Raw genomic sequence first — 15,774 nt, 5'->3', positions numbered from 1 at the left:
ATGCAGGAGTATAATTTTGAGTGAAGCATACTCTCGCTACACATGTTCGGCAAATCTTATCTTCGAGAGAGTATCAGTGCAGGTGGAAAAGGTGGAGATAAAGTAGATGTGTCTTCTATTATCAAACTATAAAGCTGCGTGCAAGCGCCTGATCAATGCCTCGGCGCGTGCTGGCTCGCTCCTGCTCTTCATGGGCCTGCTTTTGCTCCTCGTGAACGCATGCAGTGAAGATACGATCTCGCATTTTTTCTACAATGATCAGCAGGATGTAGAGGTCTCGCAGGATATGTATACCGTCTCTGGGCGCCCCTTAATCTCCATCCAGAGCGATGCCGCCAGTATACATATCCATAACGGACCTACTCAACAGATCATCATTAAGGGCACGAAGCATACCGCACACGGCGATACCATCGAAGCCAATTACTCACAGCAAGGTAATACCATTACGATTACCTCATACATCAACCGGGCTGAGACCAGGAAGGAGGCTTCCAACCTCACTTATAGCAGCGAGACAACCTTCCTGGAGCTTGACATCACCACGCCCGAAACGAGCGACACCAATATCCAGGATACCGCTGGCTCTGTCACGCTAGAGAATCTCTCGGGCCAGCAAATCGTCAAAAGCGAGGGCGGTTCTATTATTCTCAACCAGACCACCCTTACCCGTGCATCCTGGATAGAGACCATCGCGGGCACCGTCACCTTTGATGGTGATGTCGCTCCTCAAAGCAACATCACCATGAAGACCACCGCCGGCACGATTGAAGCTACTCTCTCCAAAGATGATCTCGTTGATGTCAGCGTCGACTCCATGCTGGGACAGGTGCAAAACGATTTTGACTCCTCAAGCACATCGCCAACTCAATCGACCTTGCACATTGAGAACACAACCGGCTCCGTCCTCGTCCACCAGCGCACCAACTAAGCATACTATAGAAGGCGTTGAAGGGAGTGGAGGGTCTTGGCCCTCCACTCCCTTCAACGCCTTCTATAAAATCCCCATCACAAACGTACTAAGCAATTGACAGCTGAACAGTTGTAACATAAAATCGAATAGAAGATATATAGGTGGTAATGGCTTTAGCAACGGGATGAACATGCAAATTACGGAGAACACGCAGGACCTGGATCGAAATATCGATGGCTACCGCTTGCTAAAATTCCTGGGGCGCGGCGATGGCTCAGAAATTTATCTCGCGCAACGGGAAGGCCAGCAGCTTCCTGTCGCAGTAAAAATTCTCCCAGGGCAACGCGCAGGTGACGACCTGGCGCGCTTCTATGTTCATGCCGCTCGCATCAAGCGCCTGCAACATTCACATATAGTATCTGTACGCGACTACGGCACACGGGACCACTTTACCTATCTCGTCATGGACTATATGCCCAATGGCAATCTGCGCGAGCGCCATGCCAGGGGTAGCCTCGTCCCTCCAGCCACGGTTATTCGCTATATCCAACAGCTCGCGCAAGCCCTAAGCTATCTGCACCGGCAGCAGCTTATCCATCGCGACCTCAAGCCGCAAAACATGCTGCTCAACGCTCGCAACGAAGTTGTATTAAGCGACTTTGGCATCTCAGTAGTCTCGCACAGTCTCGATCCCATCGCGCCAATTCAGCATGATTTTGAGGGAACTGTGATCTATTGCGCACCCGAACAACTTCTAGGCAGGCCACGGCGCGCCAGCGACCAGTATGCTCTAGGCGTGGTCGTGTATGAGTGGCTCTGTGGCGCTCGACCCTTTACTGGCGCCTTCGATGAGATGGTCGAGCAGCACCTGCACCATACGCCCCCACCATTGCGCAGCCAAAATCCCTCACTCTCGCCCCTGATTGAGCAGGTGGTCATGAAGTCCCTGGCCAAGAGTCCCGAGAAGCGCTTCCCCAGCATCGACGACTTCGCCCAGGCGCTCACCTGGGCCATCGAACAAGATTTGCCGGAGGCGCTTCCCTCACCTCCCGAGACGCCACGCCCCGAGCTCCTGCGCCAGTTCAAGCGACCTCGCCTCTTCTAAATCCCTGGAATAGCCTGTACTATACTGCTACCAACACGAAAATAGCATGCTCAAGGCATGAAAAGATCTCCTTTATATAAAGGTAAAAATGATGACGCACAGAGAGTATCTGACCTTTGCCCAAAAGCACCCTCAACTATTCGTGAATCCATCAGGCATAATCTTCACAATCCTACTGGACGAAGACAAAATACAGCAGGCGGAAGCAGAGATGACCAGGCGCCTGACTGCGCATAATTTGCCAACAGAGTGGGCAAAGGTGGGAATCGTCTATCAAGATCAATATTTGCTTTTGCTGCGTGATGCAGTGCGCTTCCCCGATGGCTCTCTAGGCACATATATACGCTTTGTGAATCCTGATGGAGCGCCAGGTGTCATTATCCTTCCAGTCTGCCAGGGGCGCGTAGTGCTGCTGCGTCATTTTCGTCATGCAACACGCACATGGCATTTAGAGGTCCCGCGAGGATTTGGCGAGCAGGGATCGTCAAGTGAAGCAAATGCCAGGCGAGAGCTAGCCGAGGAGATTGGAGCAACTGGCGCTGGAGTACGCCTCGTCTTTTTAGGGGAAGTCTATAGTGATACTGGAATGAGTGCGACATCTAACAAACTCTATTATGCAGAGATCGAAACATACCACGAGGCAGAACTGCATGAAGCCATTGCCGAATTACACGTGGTACCAATAGCAGAATTTGAGCGCCTCATTCGTGACAATGAAATTACAGATGGCCTGACGCTCTCAGCGTACGCGTATGCAAAAGCCAGAGGGCTTTTCTAGCATAATTCAAGTATTACTCAGGCCAGTTGTTCTCCAGGTACGCTTTGATGAGGGCGGCGTGGGAGAGGGGGCGGCGCAGGTCATCAATGTTGGCATTAATCTCGTAATCTAAAAGAATCGCACTCGCCTGGGCGGAGAGCTGGCGCAGGATCTCAAGTTCGGACTGAAGCTTGTTCTCCAGGACCCAGCGATAGGTGGGCAGGTAGATGGCCGAGCGTGCCTCGCGATAGCCCAGCAGGCGCTCCCCATCCACGCCCTCGCGATGCCCAAACACACTGCCCAGGCTGCGACCAGAGCGCTTGATGCCCTTCATATTGGCGATACGAAACTTACTCACATCAACGCCAGCCTGCTCGAAAACCTTCAAGCCCTGCCAGACACCCTCGACGCTCTGACTGGTATATCCTGGTGAGAAAGGCACAGGAATATCGCCATGCGGATAGAAGGGGCTGAAGCGCACCCAGGGATCAGCCCCACGCGATGTAACATCGATAACCTGCGCCTCGCCATGACGACGTTTGATCGTCTCACGGCTGAGGCGATGACTCTCAACAAATATTGTCATACTGTTGTCTCTCCTCAAAAAATATATAGCCTGCTCTCAACAGCCTCGCATTTGCCCGCTTTTACACAGCTCTGATATAGTGTAGAAGCGCGCCAATAAATTGAAGTGTGATAGATAACAATTCTACATAATTAAGGGGATTCCGGAAATGATCATCTTTGAGACCGAGCGCCTGGCGGTGCGCTATCTGCGCGAGGATGATTTTGACACCTTCTACGCGCTATGCGCCGATCCAGTGGTAACACAGTATATGGGAGATAATAAGCCGCTAACCGCTGAGCAGACGCGCCAGTGGATAAGTATATCGCAGGCTAACTACGCCAAACAGGGCTACGGCTGCTTTGCCATCACGTTGCGCAAGACTGGCGAGCTAATCGGCTTTGGGGGCCTGGTATACCCACCGGGAGATCCCCCAGGTCGAGATCATCTACGCCTTCAAACCATCCTGCTGGAGCCAGGGTTTCGCCAGTGAGTTCGCACGCAGTATGCTTGATACAGGCTTTCAGCGCTGGGGCATGGAGCGCATCCTGGCAACCATCGACCCGAATAACACAGCTTCCATCCATGTAGTAGAGAAATTAGGGATGAAGTTCCTCTATAAAGACGTGGACGAACACGGCCTGCCAACTCTCTTTTACGCTCTTGATAAGCAATAGGCCGCTACTGGCGTACGCGCCTACACATCCAGGCAAGCAGTAGGCGCGTACGCCAGTAGCGCGTTACCTACGCACGCGATCTGCTTGTAGCGTGAAGCGGGCGTATTTGGTGCCATCAGCCTGGACGACGAGGGTGCTGAAATCGCTCACACTGGATGGGGCCAGATGCATAGAGCGGAAGTCGGGAACGACGAGGGCGGCTCCGGCATCACGTAGAGCCTGGGCACGCTCGGCGTCTTCCTGGATACCCACGCAGGTCGCGCCGGCGGCATACCCAGCGCGGATGCCGCTGACGGCGTCTTCAAAGACCAGGCAATCCTCGGCAGCTTTGCCAAGCAGGCGCGCTCCAAGAAGGTAGCATTCGGGGTCGGGCTTACCGTGAGTGATATCCTCTACGGTCACGATAGCGTTGAAGAGTTCGCTAATACCAATATGCTGGAAAGCGAGATTGACGCGCCAACGCCTGCCGCTGGTAACGAGTGCTGTGAGAATCCCCTGGCGCTTAAAGTCGCGCAGGAGGTCGACGACACCCGGCATGGCCTGGTAATACATGTTGCGCTCGTAAACCATGACATCTTCATGGATCGCCAGCCTTGTCTCGGCACTCATGTGCGGGAAGAGCCTGGTCAGGGTGTGCTCCGCCGGGCAACCATAAATATGATGCTTAAAATCTTCTTCGCTCAGTGTGATCTTTTCGCGCCGTGCCAGCATATACCAGAAGTCTCTAACCGATTGATTGGTATCCGCGACAACGCCATCCATATCAAAAAGTGCTGCTTGATAATTTTTCATAATTTTTTTCTGTGTGATCCTTTATAAATTTGGTCTGGCTACCTCTTCTATTATGTTCGCACGCTTTCTGGCTCAACGCAAATCGACAGGACAACATCATTAGATGGATCCTGGCTCGCCGGGGTAAAGGGATGTGGGGATGTGGCGTGGGCATCGCCCGTGCCACATCCCTTTACCCATCTCAATAGACTCTTTCGCCTCCAAGAAAAGCAGAATTTTCCGGCTTGAGCGGGCTCAAAAAGAAAAGGTGAGTAAAACAATGGAAGTGAGTTATTCATCCTATGGGCGAAGTTACCATCATCGATGAGTCCATGCTTGGCCAAAAGCGTACCTGGAATCTTGAGCTATTGGATGAGACCATCACCCTACGTGAGCTGATTCGTCGCCGCATCTACCAGGAAGTAACTGAGTTTAATGCGAAGCAGACGCTCTCTTTTCAGGGGCTTGTGCAGCCAAACGACACTGAGCGTACATTGAATGGGTATCGTTTTCAACGCATGCACAAGCTCGATTGGCAAGCACAGTATGAGAAGGCCATTGAAGCCTTTTCACGGCGTGGGTTCATCATCCTGGTCAATGATAGGCAGGTCGAGAACCTGGACACCTTCATTGAGTTGCATGCAGGGAGTGAGGTCACGTTTTTCAAGCTGGTCCCTCTGGTTGGAGGGTAGAGAATATGTCATACACAACACAGGCACACGAACTCCTCACAGCTTTTTATCATGAGGCTGATCAGCGTAATTATAGCTGGGACATGAAACCAGCAGAACTTGAGACAGCACGATCTCTTCTTCAAGCGAACCCCCTACTACAAATCGCTGTCCTACGCGTGGCACTTGAACAACCACCAAGGCATGATCACCACTATAGTTGGCATGCTCAACGTGCGGTGCAAGGTTTGCTGAGCCAGCTTTGCAAACGCCATCTTCCCTATACTCTGGAAGATACTCAGGTGCTCCTTCGAATGCTCCAGCAAGATTATAGGCACTACTATCTGCCGTCTCAGGCCTTGTTGCGTGCGCTCTCTCGTCCCCTGGCAAACCCTGAAATCCTAGCCGCCTGTCGTCCTCACATTGAAGGTTTGCGCGAAGCTGTCAGCAGTTATTACTCCTCTGCTGATCAGCGCCGTCAACTTAAGCTCATTGACGATCTCCTGGGAGGTCAGCAAGAACGAGTCATCCCCTTGCGTCCCGATGCCTGGGGGAAGCAGGTTGAGCCGTTACTCCACGAGATAGAGCCACAAACGCAAGAGCATTGGCTCGCACTCCTGCAACATTGTGCTGCTGCCAATGGGAGCACACCTACCAACAAGTGGCTTGCAGAGACAAAACGATATATCGAACCGCTTGAGCACGAAACATGTGTAAAATTGTTGTGTGAGTGGATCGGTGCTTTTTGCAAAAAGTATGACGAGCGGCTGGAAGAAGAGAATGCTAACCTGCTCAAGGGGTTAGCATGGTGTTGCATGGAACTTGAAGACGAGCACCTGGCAGCGATCCTTGGAGACGCCGCTATTGAGGGATATCGTAAACTACCCGGCATTGGTCCTCGCGCCCCCAGGGTCGCGGGAGCCTGTATCTATGCACTCAAGAACATGCCTGGACTGGATGGTGCCGCACAGCTTGAACGCGTGCGCTTGAATACCAAGCAAGCAACGTTCCTCAAAGGCATTGAGGCCGCGTTAGATGAAGCCGCTCGTCGAGCTAGTATGAGCCGCGAAGACATGGAGGAGCTAACCGTACCCACGTTTGAGCTTCAAGAGGGTTGTAGGAGCGTATTCATCGGCGAGGCCTCCGTAGAGCTTCGTGTGGTCGGAGCTCGCGTACAACTTCAGTGGTTCAATGCAGCAGGGAAACCATGTAAAGCTGCACCAGCCAATGTGAAACGCGATCAGAAGCAGGCCTTGAAAGACCTCAAACGCTTAAGCGACGACATGGTTCATATGCTTACTGCACAGCGTGAGCGCATTGAACGCCTGCCTCTCATTGAACGTACTTGGCCGCTCACAACATGGCGCAAACGCTATCTGGAGCATCCTCTCGTCGGTAGTATTGCACGCCACCTGATCTGGCGCTTCACTGATGGAGAACGGATATGTACTGGCATCTGGCATGAGGGACACTTGGTGGATATGCATGATCAGCCATTGCAGCTTACGGATGAAACAATCGTCACGCTCTGGCATCCCGTTTTTTCCACTGCTGAAGAAGTCCTGGCCTGGCGCGAGTGGCTTGAACAGCATACGATCACACAGCCTTTCAAGCAGGCTCATCGGGAAGTGTATCTGCTCACCGACGCTGAACGCAACACCCGCGTCTACTCGAACCGCTTCGCGGCCCATATCCTACGCCAGCACCAGTTCAACTCCCTGGCAATTGGGCGTGGCTGGCGTAACAAGTTACGTCTGGCAGTCGATGACTCTTATCCACCGGCAACGCTTTCACTGTCGCATTGGGGATTACGCGCTGAATTCTGGGTCGAAGGGGCAAGCGACAATTACGAAACGGATGTCAACGACACTGGCACCTACCTCTATCTCACAACCGATCAAGTGCGCTTTTACGAGATAGACGCTCCTGAGAACTACGCGCATGCCAGCGGTGGTGGCTACATTTCCAACTCCTGGCGTGGGGATGATACAGCGGTCCCCCTCGCGCTGGATCAGGTACCACCCCTGGTCTTCTCTGAAGTGCTGCGCGACATCGATCTCTTCGTTGGCGTCGCCAGTGTTGGCAACGATCCCACCTGGCAAGATGGCGGACCAGAGGGACAGTATCGAGACTACTGGCAGTCTTACAGCTTTGGCGAACTCTCCGCAACTGCTGAGACGCGCAAACAGATTCTGGAACGTCTCATTCCTCGGCTCTCACTTGCTCAGCGTTGTCACATCGAAGGCCGCTTCCTCAAAGTACATGGTGACCTGCGTACCTACAAGATTCATCTCGGATCGGGGAACATCCTTATGGAGCCCAATGATCAATATCTCTGCATTGTGCCCGGCCGCAGCGTAGGTACGACTCAGGATCTTTACCTCCCTTTCGAGGGAGATACGGTCCTTGCCATCATCCTCTCCAAAGCCTTTCTGCTTGCGGAAGATACAAAAATTACTGACCCAACCATCACTAGCCAGATCGGCAAACGCAAAATCACATTGTCGTAAGATCTCTAGAAAGTTAGCGCAATTGAGGAGTCCACTCTAACAACGTATGTTTTGCAGTCATCCTCGTCCAGCCTTAGTGTAAGATAATTTACAAGATACCGATAAAAGAAGCTGCTCTCCCAGATACCACGAAGTCGAAGAAAAGCAGCGTTTTCTTCGACTTCGTAGTATCCTTTTGCAAAATTCGGGATGAGTTCTCTTTCTGAAACTGTGAAGAGGCTTTTACACAGTATCTCCTTTATGAACAGAAGCCTCTTCTGTTTCGCTAGACCAGATGGCACGAAACTCAGAGGAAGTGAGCAGGAGATCTGCAGCGGTGCCGCTAGCCTCGACACGACCCTCATTGAGGACAAGAATGTGGCCAGCACGCTGGAGTACGGAGCGGCGATGCGAGACGAGCAGGCAGGTGAGGGGATGTTCCTCGCTCTGCCGGGCCAGGAGCCGCTCCCAGAGCTGTTGCTCAGTAGTCACATCCAGGGCGCTGGAGAGATCGTCGAAGACTAGCAGGTCGGCAGAACGCGCGAACATGCGAGCCGCTGCAGCGCGCTGGACCTGGCCACCGGAGAGCTTGACGCCGCGCGCCCCTACGGTGGTTTCCAGGCCATGCTCCAACATCTCTACATCCTGCTCCATGACCGCCGCGTGCACAGCTGCCTGGAGCGCCTCCTGCGTCTCCGGCTGATCCAGCAAGATATTCTCTTTGAGCGTAGCGCTGAAGAGGCGGGGGATCTGGGCGGTGTAGGCGCTGCGTGGCGGAACAAAGAAGCTTGCCGGATCGTGCACCTTCTGCCCGTTCCAGGATATCTCGCCCACCTCGCACGGCAGCAGACCCAGCAGCACACGCAGAAGCGTCGTTTTGCCGGAAGCCACGCGCCCCGTGATCACGGTGATCGACCCGCTCCGCACACGCAGGTTGATTTCGTCAATGCCGCGCCCACTCTCAGGATAGCGATAGGTCAGGTTTGCCGCGCTCAACTCCTGTAGTCCATTATCGGGTCTTGCCTGTTCTAGATGTGGCTCCGGGAGTGAGCTGGAAAGATAGAGCGGATGATGCTCAACGAGTTTCTCTTCGCTCATCCCCTGGGAGATGGCAAGCAGTCTTTGGTGAGAGATCCTCGTCTGGGCGAGATGGGCCATAAAGGTTCCAGTAAATTTGCTAAAGTCAGCAACAAATGGCAAATAGTAGAGAAAGAGCGCCAAGTCACCGATCCCAAGCTGGAAGGTGTGCAGCGATTGGGCGACCAGTATCAACACAAACCCCGTGCCCAGTCCTGTGATATTTCCAACGGTCGAGTTCACTAATTGCTCGACGACGCGATCTTTGAGCATAGCCACCCGTCTGCGCTCGTTCAGGGTACGGACATGTTCTACAACTGCCTGTTCGGCTCTGGCAAGCTGGATCGCCTGGACCGTCCCAAAGATCTCGCCCAGCGCGCTTGCAACGTTCCCGCTGGCCTGGCGGCTGGACTCGCGGGAACGTTGCAAGCGCGCATACATGGCCTGGGTCGTAGCGACCACTCCGGCCAGCGGCAGGTAGATGAGCACAGTGACAAGCACGCTTACCTTCAACAGGACGATCAGGGCGAGGAGGGCGAACAGGATGTGCCCAACGGCATCGATGCTCCAGTCTACCGCCCGATCGAATTGCTCCACATCCGAGCGAAAGCGGTTGAGCGTTTCACCCAACGTATGAGAGAAGGCTGACGCGCCTGGCTGCTCCAGAACGCGTTGCAACAGGTTGCGCCGGAGCAATTGGGCCACCGAAAAACGCAAGAGACGTCCCAACACACCGCTACTCAGAGCACAGAGACCACTGCCCAGGATCAAGGCCAGAGCTAGCCAGTTGAGCCACTGGAGTCCCGAGGTGAGTTGCTGCGTCCGCGCAAGTTCGTTCAAGTAGTGTTGCACGAGCAGACCCATGGGAAGTGGTGTGAGCACGTTGAGTATCCAGAGTATGGTTGCGGCGCTATAGAGTATCGGGCGATAACAAATCAATCGCCACAGAGCCTGGAGGTTTTTCATGAAAGTACCACCTGGAGATTATTGGCCAACAACTGCGAAAAATGCGAGGCAGGATTAGCCAGCAGTTCCGCGCGCGGGCCGAATTCGAGCACCTGGCCATGCTGCAAAATCAGAATGTAGTCGGCGCGCTGCACCGTGGCCAGGCGATGGGCTATAATAATGCCAGTTCTCTCATGTAATAGCCGTTCTATGGCCCGTTCAATGACTTGTTCAGTTGCAGGATCGAGGCGCGATGAAGCCTCATCTAGCAGCACCAGATCTGGATTTTCGAGAAAAGCCCGCGCAAATGCCAACAACTGGGCTTCACCAGCCGAGAGGCCCGCGCCGCCAACCCCCAATTCGCTCCCCAGACCATTGGGCAGTGCCTGCAACCAGTGCCCCAGACCCAGTTCATTGAGGACGGCGTTGATCTGCGCATCGGGCACATGGCGCTTGAAGAAGGTCAGGTTGTCGCGCACGTTCCCCTGGAAGAGCTGCACATCCTGCGTGACCATGGCCATGCGCCGACGTACCTGCTCCAACTCGATCTTCTGGAGAGGCACGCCGCTCAAGCGTATCGCGCCAGACTGGGCATCGTAGAAGCGCAGCAATAAACGCGCCAGCGTCGTTTTGCCGCTCCCCGTCCGACCTAGCACGCCCAGGACCTTGCCAGCGGGCAGATGGAAATTCACATCGCGCAGCACCGGCTCGTCCACATTGTACCCAAAGGTAATGTGCTCGAACGCGACCTCAAGCGCTCCAACTGGCAGTGCCTGGTAACGCTCGCGCAGCGTGTATGACTGAGAGGTATCCGTGCCAGGCAATGCGGTGTTCTGAACGGGCCCGCGAGCGTCCGTCAGTATCGAGCGTGTCTTCAGCAAGTTCTGGATACGTTCGATGCTCGCATCTGCGGTTTGCAAGTCCTGAATCTGATTACGGATCTGCTTGATAGGGAGAATGATCAGGTTGGTATAATAAAAGACCTCATAGACCGTACCAAGCGAGATGGCGTGCGCGCCCAGCAGCCAGGCCCCAACGGCCAGCGCCAGGATATTCCCCAGAGAGAAAATGGTGAGAGTCCCAGCAAATTGTAGAAACTCTGCCACTGAACGGCGATAGTCGATCTGCCACCACTGACGAGCAAATTGGTGGAAGCGGCGCATCACAAAGCTCGTGGCACCATTCGCGCGTACTTCCTCAGTCCCCTCTAAGTGCTCGCCTAGCTGACCAAAGAACTCAGCATACTTCACTTGATAAGCCAGCCAGAACGGCCTGCCATACTTTTGTAAAAGCGCCAGGAGGGCGAAGGCCAGCGTGGTAAAGCCCAACATCATCAGGCCCAGGCGCCAGTCCTTCTGAAAAAGCACCAGTACAATCCCTAGCAGCAGAATGAGGTTCCCTACGAGTTGGATGATCGCCTGTGAGAAGAAGCTCGCGAGCGCATCGACATCCCCATCAACGCGCTGAATCAGCTCGCCAGGCGTATGAGCCTTATGGAAAGACATATCTAGCGTCAGACAGTGGCTGATCAGATCCTCGCGCAGGCGATTGGTTGCGGTCCAGGCCACATTCTCGCTCAAGTACGTCGCTGCAATCGACGCGCCCTGCGTGCTCAGAGCAAGGACGACGAAGAGCACGCCGGTAAGGATCAGCGTGCTCTGGGCAGATCCTTGTAATACCGCGTCAATAAATATCTGCAATAATTGCGGATTGGCCAGTTGCAATCCGATGCTGATGAGCAGCAGAAGGCTCATCAACAGGACCGAGCGCCACTGCGCTCCAAGATAGGTTCGCAGAAGAGGAAGATAATCCTTTTTGTATGCATACATCACTGTGTTTCCTTCCTTGCCCGAAGAAACTATTACACATGAAAACTGCTCTCTATACGTGCAAGAAAGGGCGAGGAAACGGGCGCAGGTAACAGACCGCGCAGCCTATCTTGCACGCTCCACGGCCTGTGTTGGGCGCAACGAAAAGACCGTGAACGGTTTTGCCCACAGCCTCTTCATTGATTTTGTTCAGTTTATGCGAGAGGATGATTTGGCACGTTCCTGAAAAAAGGCACAATGAGGCTCTGGGCCAGTGCAGGCGCGCTGCAATAGCGGGTGCGCGCAATACCTTTTGCCGTTCGGTAACGGGTGGCCATAGAGCATTGCCTTTCATGAGAGATTGTCTGCAAGTTCAGGTGGTGAGGGAATAATAGCATGTGTTTTCTATAGAGTCAAAGATAGAGGAACGAACTGGGGAATCCTTTGTTTTTCTCGAAGAATGGTTTCCAAAACCATGAATGATCGCGTAAGATAGAAGAACAGTGTGTATCGGCCTGCGGCTCACGCGTCGTATTGCTGTGCACAAAAGTTTCAGAGCAAAGGATGTGGAACATGCAGCCGCTTTTCGCTCAGAATCCGCTCAATCTCGGTGTCCTGGTAACGAGCTTTCTCATCTGGAGAGTGATGGAAGCGAGCGTGGATATCAGGACGTTCAAACGTCTCCGTGCTGGCGCCCAGCGCCAAGATAAAGGATCGCACGTGGTCCTTCTCTGCCTGATCGGGTCCGGTCTCCTCCTCGGCATACTGCTAGCTTTGAAAGTTCCTGCCACCGCCATCACCAGCGCTCCCGACATCTTCTTCTGGCTGGGCATTGTCCTGATGTACACGGGGATCGTATTACGTCTCTACGCTATTCAAGTGCTTGGTCGCTCTTTCACGACCAGCGTGGCCATTGCACCCGAGCAGACCGTGATTGAAGCAGGTCCCTACCGATTCATTCGGCATCCCTCATATACCGGCATTCTCATCACGTTGCTCGGATTGGGACTCAGCTTGACGAACAACTGGTTGAGCCTACTCGTCATCATGGGATGCGCGCTCATTGGTTTCAGTTATCGTATCCGGGTGGAAGAGCATGTCCTCCAGGAGCATCTAGGCCAGCACTATCAGGAATATATGCGGCGCACGAAACGGCTCATCCCCTTTGTGCTTTAGCAGAAGACAAGGCTCCAATGCGCTCCACGCATTTCCTCTTTTCTAGCAAGCGATCAGCACCATTTGTGCATAAGAGCCAAATTAGCACCACCTGCCTTTTCTGTGGTTCGTGGGACCATCCTCGCTCTCGCTGCTTGTTGCTGAACCACTTTTCTGCTATGCTTGGGCTACCTGAATAGTTCCAATCTGCATGGAAAGGACGCCCATCCATGACCCTTGTGAGTCCAATGGAGTTGATGACGCCCTGGCGCTTGTTGCGGTCCCTACGCAAGACCCCATCATTTTAGAAACGTTGCTCCGCCCCATTACTCCAGAGCACACGCGGCGATCACCCGCAGATCCCAATGAGTGGAGTATCATCGAAATTCTCTGCCATCTGCGTGACTACGAGCACATTTTTTCCCAACGTTCGACCCTGATCCTCCAAGAAGAAGAACCACGACTCCTCGTTCCAGAAAGCAATGACGTGCTGGCGACTCTCGGTCAATATAAGCAGCAAGAGCTGCGCAGTGTTTTGACCTCCTTGCACACAACACGCCAGACGTTCATCCAGATTCTCAGCGCACTTCGTAAAGAACAATGGATGAGAACAGGGAGCTATAATGATTCCTTCCCTGTGACGCTCAAAGAAGTGGTTCTACAGGTCATTATGCATGATATCGATCATATGGAACAACTGACCCCTCTGCTCTGAGAGAAAGGGCAAGCACAGAGGCAGGGGGCGCCCCTCACCAGTCAGACCGTGAGACCATACCACTGCTTAAGGAGCGATTCCTTTAGATTTGTCAATTCTGGGATTATGAGTATACTAAATAGTAGAAAACGAATTTTCATGTTACAAGACATATATCTCTCTACTACTTCTGGCGCTTCTGGTGACGTGTGCCTGTTGGCTGGTAAATCATGGGGGATCGCTGGCATCTACCTGCCGAGATGCTTGCAGTTATTGTTTACCAGCCAGCCTGGCATACTCTCCTTCTCTTCTGCTAACCATACAGTGTCACATCTTCTCTAAATTACACGGTACCACATCCAAATATTTGACGAGGCAGGTCACAAATTATCATCCCCTCCCGGTCACCTTCGGTGAGTACACAGTGCCAAAAAACCGCAAAAAAGGCCTTCTATGCGCTCTTAAACGGCTATACTTCTCCCTAGAATGTCATGAGCTGCTTGAAGGGAGTCTATCGTATGCGCATGAAATTGCTGGCCTGTGGCGCGTTCTTCCTCAATACCTTTCTCTATGGCACCTACTACGCGGTCTCGAAGGGGTCGCTGGGGCGCATCGATCCGATTGTGTTTACCTTCTTTGTGATGCTGGCCCTCCTACCCCTGGCCCTGTGTATTATTATCTATTCCTGGCACGAGATTAATCGCGAGGTGATAAAGAGCGGAGTATTGCTGGGAAGTTGCATCTGCATCGGCCTGTTTACGCTCTCGGTGGCGTTGAAATATAATAGCGCGACGAGCACGGCCTTCTTCCCCTCGCTCAATGGCTTTCTGGCGGCGATCTGTGTCTGGCTCTTTATGCGCCAGCCCCTGCATAAGGCGACATGGTTCGCCGGGCTGGTCTCGGCCTGTGGCGCGCTTCTGCTCATCTTGAATTCACCCATCGGCGGCCTGCGCGGCGCGCTGATCGCCTTTATCGGGGGCCTCTTCTGTACGTTCTATGTCTTCCTGGCGGACCACGAGCAGCGCGGCAAGGCCTATCTTCCTCTCTTTGGCATTCAGTTGCTGACAATGGCCATCTGGGGCAATTTTATCGCTCTGCTCTTTGGTAATTGGCAGGATGTGCATCCACTACTCCCGAATGATCTGTGGAGCGTGCTCTACATCGCCTTTGGCACGACCTGTCTCCCTACGCTGATTACGGTACGTTTGCAGAACTACATCTCGCCAATAACGGTCTCTTTCATCTATATCCTGGAGCCAGTGCTGGGCGCGGCCTTCGCCAACTACTACCTGCACGAGGTTCTCCCCCTGGATGGCTACCTCGGTGGGGCCCTGATCGTGGCCGGTGCCTTAATCAATACCTGGGGTTCGGCGGAGCGGCCAGCGACGCAGGGAAAGCGGAGCATGGCACTCTTTGGCGATCGCCTGATGCAGACCTGGCGAGGCAGTGATGGCGGCTTGATCCTGCCCGTTCTGGGTGTGATCGCTGGCGCCTTTGCCCTGTTGCGCCTGGAAGGCTTCCCGCCCGCGGCCTGGATTCTGTTGGCCCAGGTGTGGCCGGAGTACCAAACCATTGTCGCGCATGGGCACGGCTCTATGCTGGCCCTGGTCATCGGGCAGGCACTATGCTGGCTCCTCGCCTGGATCGCGGTCGCGGGACTGAGTATGCTCAGCCTGCGCAGGCTAATCCGGCTTTTCAATACGCCCACGGCTATAAGATCTATCCCTTCCACCATCCCACGTGAACATGAAGCTAATACACAGGAGGTATCTGACATGGATGTCCTGGCAAGGTCATTTGAGGTCGAGGAAGTGCCAATGGAGCAGGCCCACGCCGTAGCATATACCCTGGAGACCTGGGATGAGCACGCGCGTCACCAGCCCGGCACGACACCAGCCAGCATCTACTGGCGCCCAAGGCAGCGAGAACGCAAGCGCCTGCTTCAGCAGCATCACCAGGAGGCCCGGGCCTCCGCCGGACTAGCCAATAAAGCTCGCCTGCGCCGCCAGACGGTCGATCTCTCGGGCCTGCGCGCCGACGCCATCTTCGGTGAAGAGCTACCCGCATACGACCGCCTCGACCGATAAACAGTAGCTGCGACACCAGGGCGCAGCCCCAGTAGCCGCGTACGCCAGTAGCGGGAGGAA

General features: G+C 54.0%; 12 protein-coding genes and 1 pseudogene. 9 read left to right on the top strand and 4 right to left on the bottom strand.

Annotated elements, in window-relative coordinates:
* The first annotated feature begins 106 nt into the window (after positions 1-106).
* The 3 genes from KTE_RS44280 (at position 107) to KTE_RS44270 (ending at position 2,796) form a co-directional block, all read left to right on the top strand.
* The gene (locus KTE_RS44280) at positions 107-931 is read left to right on the top strand and encodes a hypothetical protein (protein ID WP_201393545.1); all 825 of its coding nucleotides are present in this window, start codon (positions 107-109) and stop codon (positions 929-931) included.
* Between the two features lie 172 nt (positions 932-1,103).
* Positions 1,104-2,018, top strand: a complete 915-nt coding sequence (locus tag KTE_RS44275; protein WP_201393543.1) for a serine/threonine-protein kinase — start codon at positions 1,104-1,106, stop codon at positions 2,016-2,018.
* An 88-nt stretch (positions 2,019-2,106) separates the two neighbouring features.
* Positions 2,107-2,796, top strand: a complete 690-nt coding sequence (locus KTE_RS44270; protein ID WP_201393541.1) for an NUDIX hydrolase — start codon at positions 2,107-2,109, stop codon at positions 2,794-2,796.
* A 13-nt stretch (positions 2,797-2,809) separates the two neighbouring features.
* Here KTE_RS44270 and KTE_RS44265 read toward each other — a convergent pair whose 3' ends face one another.
* Positions 2,810-3,361 carry a hypothetical protein gene (locus KTE_RS44265; RefSeq protein WP_201393539.1) on the bottom strand — a complete coding sequence of 184 codons (552 nt, stop codon included), beginning with the start codon at positions 3,359-3,361 and terminating at the stop codon, positions 2,810-2,812.
* Positions 3,362-3,509: 148 nt separating this feature from the next.
* On the opposite strand from KTE_RS44265, the pseudogene KTE_RS50350 reads away from it, so the two are divergent.
* Positions 3,510-4,017: pseudogene (locus KTE_RS50350) on the top strand (GNAT family N-acetyltransferase).
* A gap of 63 nt (positions 4,018-4,080) precedes the next feature.
* On the opposite strand, the gene KTE_RS44250 reads toward KTE_RS50350, so the two are convergent.
* Positions 4,081-4,809 carry an HAD family phosphatase gene (locus tag KTE_RS44250; protein ID WP_201393533.1) on the bottom strand — a complete coding sequence of 243 codons (729 nt, stop codon included), beginning with the start codon at positions 4,807-4,809 and terminating at the stop codon, positions 4,081-4,083.
* Positions 4,810-5,090: 281 nt separating this feature from the next.
* Here KTE_RS44250 and KTE_RS44245 point away from each other — a divergent pair, with 281 nt between their 5' ends.
* Positions 5,091-5,480, top strand: a complete 390-nt coding sequence (locus KTE_RS44245; RefSeq protein ID WP_201393531.1) for a MoaD/ThiS family protein — start codon at positions 5,091-5,093, stop codon at positions 5,478-5,480.
* Between the two features lie 5 nt (positions 5,481-5,485).
* Positions 5,486-7,969: a DUF4132 domain-containing protein gene (locus KTE_RS44240; protein WP_201393529.1), complete on the top strand. Its 2,484-nt coding sequence runs from the start codon at positions 5,486-5,488 to the stop codon at positions 7,967-7,969.
* A 222-nt stretch (positions 7,970-8,191) separates the two neighbouring features.
* Here the strand turns inward: KTE_RS44240 and KTE_RS44235 are convergent, their stop codons facing one another.
* Complete coding sequence (locus tag KTE_RS44235) at positions 8,192-9,991, bottom strand: ABC transporter ATP-binding protein (RefSeq protein ID WP_201393527.1); 1,800 nt, start codon at positions 9,989-9,991, stop codon at positions 8,192-8,194.
* Entirely contained in the window at positions 9,988-11,799 is a 1,812-nt protein-coding gene (locus KTE_RS44230; RefSeq protein WP_201393525.1) for an ABC transporter ATP-binding protein, read from the bottom strand. Before KTE_RS44230 ends, KTE_RS44235 begins: the two co-directional genes overlap by 4 nt.
* 552 nt (positions 11,800-12,351) lie before the next feature.
* Here KTE_RS44230 and KTE_RS44225 point away from each other — a divergent pair.
* The 3 genes from KTE_RS44225 to KTE_RS44215 all read left to right on the top strand — a co-directional run bounded on the left by KTE_RS44225 (position 12,352) and on the right by KTE_RS44215 (position 15,714).
* Positions 12,352-12,954: an isoprenylcysteine carboxylmethyltransferase family protein gene (locus KTE_RS44225; RefSeq protein ID WP_201393523.1), complete on the top strand. Its 603-nt coding sequence runs from the start codon at positions 12,352-12,354 to the stop codon at positions 12,952-12,954.
* Positions 12,955-13,144: 190 nt separating this feature from the next.
* The gene (locus KTE_RS44220) at positions 13,145-13,648 is read left to right on the top strand and encodes a DinB family protein (RefSeq protein ID WP_201393521.1); all 504 of its coding nucleotides are present in this window, start codon (positions 13,145-13,147) and stop codon (positions 13,646-13,648) included.
* A gap of 497 nt (positions 13,649-14,145) precedes the next feature.
* Complete coding sequence (locus KTE_RS44215) at positions 14,146-15,714, top strand: DMT family transporter (protein WP_201393519.1); 1,569 nt, start codon at positions 14,146-14,148, stop codon at positions 15,712-15,714.
* Positions 15,715-15,774: the final 60 nt, after the last annotated feature.

The sequence above is a fragment of the Ktedonobacter sp. SOSP1-85 genome, assembly GCF_016587415.1.
Lineage (GTDB): Bacteria > Chloroflexota > Ktedonobacteria > Ktedonobacterales > Ktedonobacteraceae > Ktedonobacter.
The sequence above is the reverse complement of the archived record's forward strand: the minus strand, read 5'-3'. Positions and strand labels throughout refer to the sequence as shown.